The following is a 9,429-nucleotide window of genomic DNA, read 5'->3' on the forward strand; positions in this document are numbered from 1 at the left end:
GCCTATGACGCCGCGGAAGCAAGCGCCGATTGGAAGGCATTCGAGGCGCCTTTCACGGCGCTGTTTCCATGGGGTGACACATCCACCTATATCCGGCGGCCGCCATTTGCCGGCTTCGGCCACGGCACACGCCTTGGACATTACGCGGCGACGCCGCTTCTGGTGCTCGGCGACGACATCACGACCGACCACATCTCGCCAGCGGGCGCGATCGCGGCGGACGGCGAGGCGGCTCGTCATCTCGTCGCACGCGGCGCGAACCCGCATGATCTCAACGTGTTCGCCGCGCGCCGCGGAAACTGGGAAGTGATGCTGCGCGGGCTCTTCACCAACAAGAGCGTGCGCAATTTGCTCGGCCCCGATCTGCCGCCGGGTCAGACGATCCTTGCAGGCTCCGGTGAACGGTTATCGCTCCGGCTTGCCGCCGAGCACTATGAGAAGCAACAGCGCGCGGTCGTCATCGTGGCGGGCGAGCGCTACGGCATGGGCTCGTCGCGCGACTGGGCGGCGAAGGGCGTCGCGCTTCTCGGCGCGCGTGCCGTGCTGGCGCTGAGCTTCGAGCGCATCCACCGCTCCAACCTGATCGGCATGGGCATTCTGCCGCTCCGCCTGCCGGCCGATCGCCGGCCGCAAACGCTGGGCCTCAGGCCGGACGACAGACTGGAGATCGACGCACCCGTCGAAGCGCTCAAGCCGCGCGCCGCGGTGAACGTTCGCATCCTGCGGGACGGTGCCGAGATCGACCGCTTTGTTGCCATCGCGGCGGTGGAAACCAATCTGGAATGTGAGACCCTGCGTGTCGGCGGGCTGCTGCCGCTGATCCTGAGGCGGCACTCGGACGGCCCGACCGAATGGGCCGGCGAGGCATCCCTCGAAGGAGCCATCACTCCCTCGGTTTGAAGGGAGACGCTGGGAAAATCGAAAAAAGAGCAGATTCCCAGCCAGACCGTGACAATCTGGCACGCTTGTTGCTCCTTTTTGGCGTCCAAGACGCGTCAAACCGGGGGAGTTCACCATGTCGACCATCACTGCGGCGCCGGCCGCCGAGCCGAAGCCGCTTTACACCTCGCTGTTCGTCCAGGTCCTGGCGGCGCTGGTGCTCGGCATCATCCTGGGCGTGACCGTCCCGGACTTCGCCATCAGCCTCAAGATCCTGAGCGACGCCTTCCTGAAGTTGATCTCGATGATCGTGGCGCCGATCGTGTTCTGCGTAGTCGTGCACGGCATTGCCGGTGCCGGCGATCTCAAGAAGGTCGGCCGGGTCGGCGTCAAGGCGCTGGTCTATTTCGAGGCGATGACGACGGTAGCGCTCGTGGTCGGCCTCGTCCTCGCCTATGCCTTCGGCCCCGGCCACGGCATGAACATCGATCCCTCGACGCTGGACGCCAAGGCACTCAACACCTACGCCGACAACGCCCACAAGCTGCAGGGCGCGGGCATCGGAGCCTTCCTGCTCAACGTGATCCCAAGCACCTCATTCGATGCGCTGTCGCGCAACGACGTGCTCCAGGTGCTGTTCTTCGCCGTCCTGTTCGGCGTCGGCCTTGCGCTGGTCGGCGGCGAGAAGGGCAAGCTCGTCACCACCATGATCGATGCGGCCTCCACCGTGCTGTTCCGCGTCATGGGGCTAATCGTGCGGGTCGCACCGCTCGGTGTGCTCGGCGCCGTCGCCTACACCGTCGGTAAATACGGCGCCGGTTCGCTGAAGCAGCTCGTCTCGCTGGTGATGCTGTTTTACGTCTCGGTCGGCATCTTCGTGCTCGGCGTGCTCGGCGGCGTGATGGCGCTCGCCGGAATCAACATCCTCAAATTTCTCGCCTACCTGCGCGAGGAGCTGACCATCGTGTTGGCGACCGCCTCCTCCGATGCGGTGCTGCCGCAGATCATGAAGAAGCTCGAACGGATGGGCGTGAAGGATTCCGTGGTCGGTCTCGTGATTCCCACCGGCTATTCCTTCAACCTCGATGCGTTCTCGATCTATCTGACGCTTGCAGTAGTCTTCATTGCGCAGGCAACCAACACGCCGTTGTCCTTCGGCGATCTCCTGCTGGTGCTGGGCGTGTCCCTGATCACGTCGAAGGGCGCCCACGGCGTACCGGGCTCGGCCATCGTGATCCTGGCAGCGACGCTCAACGCGGTGCCGAGCATTCCAGCGATCGGCCTCGTGCTGGTGCTCTCGGTCGACTGGTTCATCGGCATGGCGCGCGCCGTCGGCAACCTCATCGGCAACTGCGTCGCCACCGTCGTGGTCGCCGCCTGGGAAGGTGATCTCGACCGCACCAAGGCGGCGCAGGTGCTGGAGGGCGGCGAGACGGTGGACGTGACGGCGGGTTAAGCCGCCGTCGGGCGCTAGCGGAGGTGCCCATGCTCATAGTGCCTGCGCTCCGCCGCCGTGAGCGGCGGCCTCGCCGCACTTGCCGGCGTCACCGCAACCACGACGGCGGCGCTCGATTGCTGCCGTCCCAGCACGAGCAGGTCGACGCCATCCGGCGTAATCCGCATCGCATAGTCGTAGCCATCGAGGAGCCTGGCTGCCACGCGCGATAGCGGCCCGTCGAACACGCCGGTCGTTTGCGTTTCGAGCGTGTCGCTCGCGCGATAGCGCAGATTGAAGCGGTCGTGCAGCGCCGCCAGGACGTCGCGGAGGGTGGCGTCGCGGGCCTCGATATGCACGGCATCCGGCCTGCCATCGACTTGCACCTCCGCCGTTGCCGCACAATCGCCGGCCAAGAGGATGACCGATGCAGTCATGATCAGCAGGGCAACACGCCGCATCGTCATACCAGCTCCGCCTCCGGAATCTCCCGCGCAAGGCGTTCGCGCAGCGGCGCCAGCCGTTCGGCATGGTGACGCCATTTGCCAACCGAGGATGCGTAGACCGGGCGGCGCACCTGGACGGCACTGGCGGTCGCCGAGGGCGCCGGGCTTTCGTGAAACCGCATCACCTCGTCCTCCCAGGCAAGCCCCAGGAAGCGGATGATCTCTCGGCTCGCCGCCGCCTGGTCCCGCACGATATCCTCGTATTTGATCTCCATCATAGCATCCGGCGGCAGCACGCTCCGCCAATGCTGCGACAGCCGGCGATAGGCCAGATAATACTCGGCGAGCTCGATCTGGTGATAGGAGAACGAGAATTTGCCGCGAAAGTGTGCCTTGTAGATCGCCCAGCACGAATCCATCGGATGCCGCTGCACCAGGATGATCTTCGCCGACGGCAGCGCCGCGTGAATCAGGCCGCAATAGAGATAATTCTCCAGCGTCTTGTCGATGAAGCGGACGTTGTCCGGAACGCGCAGCGCCGCGGCCGTGTCGAGATAGCGTCTGCCGATGCCTTCGAGGTCCCGGCCGCCCGGACGCGCCACCATCGCACGGCGCATCTCGGCCGTGAACGCACTGGTCTCGCCAACCGAATGCATGGTGGAATGGCTGGCGATGATCCGTTCTACCAGCGTGGTACCGGTGCGCGGCAGGCCGGTGACGAAAACGGGCGCGGCCTCGGCGTGCCCGCGCGGCGCTGCCTCGATCCAGCGACGCGTGTGCGCCTGGATGATCGCATCGACCTCACCAATCTCGGCCGCGGGGGCGCGCGGCAGCGATCGATGCTGCAAGTGGCAGCCGGCCTCGACGTGATCGAACGCGTTGCCCCAGAGCTCGAGATCCTCGTATTCCTTGCCGAGCGCAAAGTGCAGCATGATCTCGGCCGGCGCCGACAACCGCCCCTCGCGGATCAGCGCCTCCATCTCGTCGACATGGTTGCGGTCTGCGGTCTGGATGCGAAGGTCCGAGCGCAGGTAATGGGCAAGGCCGTAGTGACGGTCGCCGGCGATCGCCGCGTCGCAATGCATTTCGGCATCATCGAGCGCACCGATCATCCGCTCGGCCGCAGCGAGATTGAACAGATATTGCGGCACGCCGGGCTGCCGCTCGAGCGCGCGGCGGAAGAGCTCCCTCGCCCGTTGCTGAAGCCCGAGCAGCCCGAACATCGCGCCGACCGCATCGAGCGCGTCCGGTGCATCGCCAAGATGTTTGGCCGCGGCCTCTGTTACTTCGCAGGCTTGGCGCGTCTGCCCGCTCACGAACAGACATTTGGCGCGCAACGCCAGCGCGATCGGATTGGCTGGCGCCAGCGCAACGGCGCGATCCGCACTGACGATCGCCGCATCCTGCCGGCCGCGCGAGAACGCGGTCTCGGTCAGGAGCGCCCAGATACGCCAGTCCGACGAATTGCCTGCCAGGAGCTGCGCGCATATCCGCTCGGTCGCCGCCAGATCGCCGCCGGCGAAGGCGCGGCGCGCGGCGTCGATCGAAGCGGTGCTCGCGCTGGGCGGTAGCATGCCGTTCACGCGGATGACTCCATGCTGCATGAGCAAAACGAGATTGACCCGGCGGCCGGGCGGCCGCCGGGTCATACGGATGAAGGCTATCGGCCGAGATCAATCATCGTCGCGATCGTCGTCGTGTCGATCGGCGAAGTTGAAGTTGCCGAAGAGATCGCCGATCGCCGGCCGGTTGGTCGGAACGTAGGGATTGTCGTCCGATGCCACTGGATTGGGCAGCGTATCGCGCGTCTTCGGCCCCAGCGGCTTCAAGTGCCAGTTGCGCTCGATGAACTTGGTGATCGAGACGTGATCGCCGTATTCATGCGAGACGTGCCCGCCGCGGGAATATTTCGAGACCACCCAAAGCGGGATGCGCGTGCCGTCGCCGAAGAAGTCGACCGGCTGCACGTAGCCGGAGTCGTAGTAGCCGCCCCCCTCGTCCATGGTGATGACGATAGCGGTCGACTTCCACAGCTCCTTGTTGGACTTCACCTGGTCGACGATCTTCTTGGTGAAGGACTCGAAGAGGTCGAGCCGGGACGACGACGGATGACCGTCGTTGAAGGTGCTCGGCTTGACGATGGACACGGCCGGCAAATTGCCGTTGGCGATCGCATCGTACAGATCGAGCGTATCCTTCAGATGCGCATCGCGCGCTGTCTTGTTGGTCATGACGGAGGACGAATAGAGGAAGGGGTTGCAGATATTGCAATAGAGATAGGCGACCGGATCAAGTGCGCCGAAATTGGTGCCTTCGCCCGGCGCGGTCTTGAAGTCGTTCCAGCGCTCGCCGAAATAGGCCCAGGAGACGTCCGCCTGCGTCAGCGCATCGCCGATGTGCCGTTGCTTGATCACTGGCGGCAGCGTGAACGGTCCGTTGTTGATCGGATCGGTGGCGCCGCTGCCGATATAGGACGGAACATAGTTGTTCAGGAGATAGTAGGCGTTCGGCGCGCAGCGCGGCGACACGTGAATCGCGTTGAGGTAGGTCACGATCGGACCGACGCCCGGCTGGTTCGGATCGGAGCAGTTCGAATAGCTGCCGCCGCCATAGCCGTCATTGAGATACCAGTTGTTGGTGCCCGGCGCGGGGTTCGGGTTCTCGATCTCGTTGACATATTGCGGCGGATTGGAGCCGGGGACCAGGACGTGATCCGGCTTCGCGGGATCGCCCTTGTCGTCGGCGTAGTAGAGCGCGTCGGCATAGCCGAGCGCCATGTGATTGGCGAAGGTGCCGCCCATCACGGCCTGATGGAAATTGTCGCTGAGCGTGTACTTGCGGGCAAGCTCCGTCAAATAGGGCGCATCACCCCGGGCGACGTTGTAGAAGCCGAGCGCGATATCACCTTCCTTGAGCGGCTTCGGCGTGGGATTGCCGTTGCTGCCCGAAGAGACCGTCTCTTCGACCCAGGTGAACAGGTCGGACTGGCATCCACTTGGATTGTGGTGAGTGGCTTTGCTGACATCGCAGTCGAGCTGCTGCCACATCTGGTAGAAACGGTGCACCGGGCTGCCGCCGTAGGTCTTGTAGAGGCTTACCGGAATTTCGTCACCTTGCGGGAGGGTGACCAATGGGTAGGGGCCGTTGGGCAGATTGTCGAAATCCACGATGCGCGAGTCCGGCGAACTGCCGGGGAGCCCCGTCGCACCGGTGGTCAGCAGCGGCAGGTCCTGTTTCCTCAAACCATAGTCGGCCTGGGCCGCGAGTTGCAGCGTGGTGAGGCAGCCCGGACCGTTGAGCGCGGCTTGATCGACTGAAGTGTAGCAGGATTGCGGCGCGTAAGAGGTTCCCGGCGCCTGCACCTTGTTGGTCGTGTGGTTGTATGGCGTCTTCTGCCCGGGGTTGATGGAGAAGGTGTTGTTGACGACGGCGGAGGACTGCGACGCCTTGGCGTAGTTCGGACCGGGGATTCCGTCCTTGGTGATAATGCCCTTGGAAAGAAGATTGTCGACCCGCTCGCCCGGGCGCGGCTCATAGGTGGCGAACACGTGGTCGAAAGTGCGGTTCTCGCCAAGGATTACAATGACATGCTTGATCGGCGTCTCGGTTCGCTCGCCGTTCTTGTTGTTGCCACCGAGAGCGTTGTTGTCCATCGCATAGACGTCACATCCCATCAGCGCCAGGATCCCAGCCGTGACCACGGTGCGATCGCGTAGTCGTCGTGTCATTTTCGAAAGCATTGCACGCCCCTCTGTTCGTTTCCTGAATGCAGAGAATTGTTTCAACACATGTCAGGCTAAGGTGCGCAGTTGTCAGACGTGCTGCGCGGACATATCACTTCCGTTACGGGATTGTGACGACGTGCAGAGGCCAATTGTCGCAACCGGCGCGACCTGCGCGGGGGGCTTGTGGATTGCGATCAACGACTTGTCGGCGATTTCCCGCGACGTTCCATCGGCGCGCGAGCGCCGGTCAGTCGCCCCAATGCAGCAAGGGCGTTCCGAACGCCCTGCTCCAGACGGACAGGAAGCGGGGAAACCAAGAGTGCGCTACGGCTCCCTTGTAGGCCCAGGTACGGTATTTCAGCCCTGATTCCGAGATCAATTCCTGATAACCGCCATGGAGCTCGGTCGCAGTGCGAATGTCCTTCAATATCCCCTGGGCGTAGGACCGATAAGTAGCGCTCCCCGCGTGCTGATCGTAGTCCAGCATGCGATCGGCAAATTCGACATTGAATGTTGGCCACGAGGAACGTCCCTGGTAGGCGGGCGCCGCAATCTTGTGGATCATCTTGTTGCGCGGATTATCCGCAGACACCAGGAAGTGGTACGTGCTCAGGATGCGAAAGCGAGGTTCGGCAATAATCAGATCCGTCGTGGCCGCAAACAGCGCACGTTCGCTCGCCTCGCTCAGGTCCCAAAATCCGCGATGCACACTGACGAAATCCAGCGCGACGGAGGACGCCGGCGAGCCCGCCGGGTCGTCCAGGGAGTGCCTGATATAACCGTCTTTGCCGAACAGGCTGAGCAGCTCCTTCTTGTACTGTGCGAGCTCACGTCCGAGCAGCGCCTTCAGTTCGCTCTCGTCGACGACGCCGATCTGCACGCCCCACACGAAGGTCGTATAGACGCAGGCGTTGGTGACGAAACGCCTGCGTTCGGCGCGCGTGTCCGTTGCCGCGGAACGAGGGGCGCCGACGTCGCACAGCAAATGACCGGCTCCGTCATCGTTGAACGGCTCAAGCTCGCTTGCGAGGTGCAAGATCGCCCGTTTCAGGTCGGCGCCATATTCGGCCAGCAACAGACGGCCGGCATGAGCGCATTGGGACATTGCCAGATAAGACGACGCCCTCTTCTCGGCAGAGAGCATCTGCTGAAGACCCGCAAGAATGCCGAGCAGCGTGTCCGAGGGCCGCGAGAAATAGTTCACGCCGAGATACCGCGCACGCCCCGCAGGAACGATGGTCGTCGTGACGACGTCGGCGCGAACCGCCTCCAGCAAGAGACGGACGCTCTTTTCGAGCAACCGTGCCCGCCGGACCGCGTCCTGCGCATCCATGATGGTCTCGGGATCGAGGACGTCGGGATAGAACCAGGCGAAGTCACGCGGGTAGTAAGCGGATGCGTGCGGCGCGCCAGTGACAAGAAAGGACTCCGTCACCGAAAAGGCACTGTCCATCGAGTGCCGGTAAAGATCCTCGATGGCCGACAACGAATGATGCGACTTCCTCAGGAAGCGGTCACCGAGAAAATTCATCGCCTGAAGAGCGTTGGCGACAACGGTCGCGGTCAGTCCCTGATAAAAGCGGTTTGCGCGATGGGATGGAAAAGAGATGTCGCTATTCATATGCGTTGTCGAATGATGTCTCGTGATCCCGGTGGGGGGCGGCCATTATTCTAGCCCTGTCTGATTCGTGTCTCCATCCGGTGACTTGCGGGAGCGGGCCTACCCCTCCCGTGGCCGAAAATTCTCGATCACCCTGAGTAGCACCCGCGCGCCGGCATCAGCATCGGCAAGTTCGACATGCTCGTCCGGATGGTGGCTGACGCCGCCGCGGCAGCGGACGAAGATCATGCCGACGTCGGCAATGTCGATCATCGCCATACCGTCGTGTCCTGCTCCACTCGGCAGCTCGAACACACCAAAACCTTCCGCTGCGATCGCCTGCGCGATCTGGTCCTTCAGCCAGGGCGCGCAGGGCGCGGTGCGGTTCTCATGAGTGACGTCGAGCTGGAGCGCAAGCTGCCGGCGCTTGGCGATCGCCTCGATCTGGCGGACGACGTCGGCGACCGCGCGCTTGCGGTGCATGTCGGTCGGCGCGCGCATGTCGATGGTGAACGAAACTTCGCCGGGAATGACGTTGGTCGCGCCGGGTTTTGCGTGGATGTAGCCGACGGTGCCGACGAGCCCGCCCTCATCGGTGCGGCAGAACTGCTCGATCGCGGCGATGCATTCGGCCGCCCCGGTCAGCGCGTCGCGGCGAAGCGCCATCGGCACGGTGCCGGCGTGGCCGGCCATGCCGGTCAGCCGCGCGGCGAGCCGCGTCGCGCCGGCGATCGCGGTGACGACGCCGACCGGGAGATTTTGTGCTTCCAGCACCGGTCCCTGCTCGATGTGCAGCTCGAGATAGCCCAGCAGCTCCCGCCGCGTCCGCGCGGCCGCGCCGATGTGGTCGGGATCGAGACCGAACTGCACGAGCGCATCGCGCATCGAGACGCCGTCGCGGTCGCGCGTGTTCAACACGCTCTCATCGAACGTGCCGGCGACCGCGCGGCTGCCGAGCAGCGTCGAGGCAAACCGCACGCCCTCCTCGTCGGCAAAGCCGATGACCTCGATCGCGAACGGCAGGCGTTTGCCGCGCCGGTTCAGCTCCGCCACGCAGGCAATCGCGGTGATCACACCCAGGGGACCGTCCCATTTGCCGGCATCGCGCACAGTGTCGTAATGCGAGCCCAGCATCAGGCATGGCAAACCCGGCCGTTCGCCTTCGTAGCGACCGCAGACATTGCCGATCGCATCGAGATGCGCGCGCATGCCAGCCTCGCGCATCCAGCCGAGGATGAGATCGGCAGCGGTGCGCAATTCCTTGGTGAGATAGATCCGCGTGAGCTTGTCCGCGTCCTCCGAGATGACCCCGAGCTCGTTGATGCGACGCACGATCCCTTCGCC

6 protein-coding genes and 1 pseudogene are annotated in these 9,429 nt (G+C 64.0%); 2 read left to right on the forward strand and 5 right to left on the reverse strand.

What is annotated here, in order from left to right; all coding sequences use genetic code 11:
* Together SO139_RS44440 and SO139_RS44445 are read left to right on the forward strand one after the other, a co-directional pair.
* Positions 1–900 (forward strand): annotated as a pseudogene (locus SO139_RS44440) (aconitate hydratase AcnA); the annotation flags it as partial.
* A gap of 115 nt (positions 901–1,015) precedes the next feature.
* On the forward strand, positions 1,016–2,335 hold the full coding sequence (locus SO139_RS44445) for a dicarboxylate/amino acid:cation symporter (RefSeq protein ID WP_498542013.1): 1,320 nt from the start codon (positions 1,016–1,018) through the stop codon (positions 2,333–2,335).
* A 14-nt stretch (positions 2,336–2,349) separates the two neighbouring features.
* Here SO139_RS44445 and SO139_RS44450 read toward each other — a convergent pair whose 3' ends face one another.
* The 5 genes from SO139_RS44450 to SO139_RS44470 form a co-directional block, all read right to left on the reverse strand.
* Positions 2,350–2,781 carry a hypothetical protein gene (locus tag SO139_RS44450; RefSeq protein WP_449382049.1) on the reverse strand — a complete coding sequence of 144 codons (432 nt, stop codon included), beginning with the start codon at positions 2,779–2,781 and terminating at the stop codon, positions 2,350–2,352.
* Positions 2,778–4,334: a sulfotransferase family protein gene (locus tag SO139_RS44455; RefSeq protein ID WP_498542016.1), complete on the reverse strand. Its 1,557-nt coding sequence runs from the start codon at positions 4,332–4,334 to the stop codon at positions 2,778–2,780. The genes SO139_RS44450 and SO139_RS44455 overlap by 4 nt, the downstream gene beginning before the upstream one ends.
* Before the next feature lie 99 nt (positions 4,335–4,433).
* Positions 4,434–6,500 carry an alkaline phosphatase family protein gene (locus SO139_RS44460; RefSeq protein WP_449382048.1) on the reverse strand — a complete coding sequence of 689 codons (2,067 nt, stop codon included), beginning with the start codon at positions 6,498–6,500 and terminating at the stop codon, positions 4,434–4,436.
* Positions 6,501–6,732: 232 nt separating this feature from the next.
* On the reverse strand, positions 6,733–8,106 hold the full coding sequence (locus SO139_RS44465; RefSeq protein WP_498542014.1) for a hypothetical protein: 1,374 nt from the start codon (positions 8,104–8,106) through the stop codon (positions 6,733–6,735).
* A gap of 99 nt (positions 8,107–8,205) precedes the next feature.
* Positions 8,206–9,429 (reverse strand): allantoate amidohydrolase (locus SO139_RS44470; protein ID WP_498542015.1); only part of this gene is annotated, 1,224 nt, incomplete at its 5' end.

The organism is Bradyrhizobium sp. UFLA05-89 (assembly GCF_059803475.1).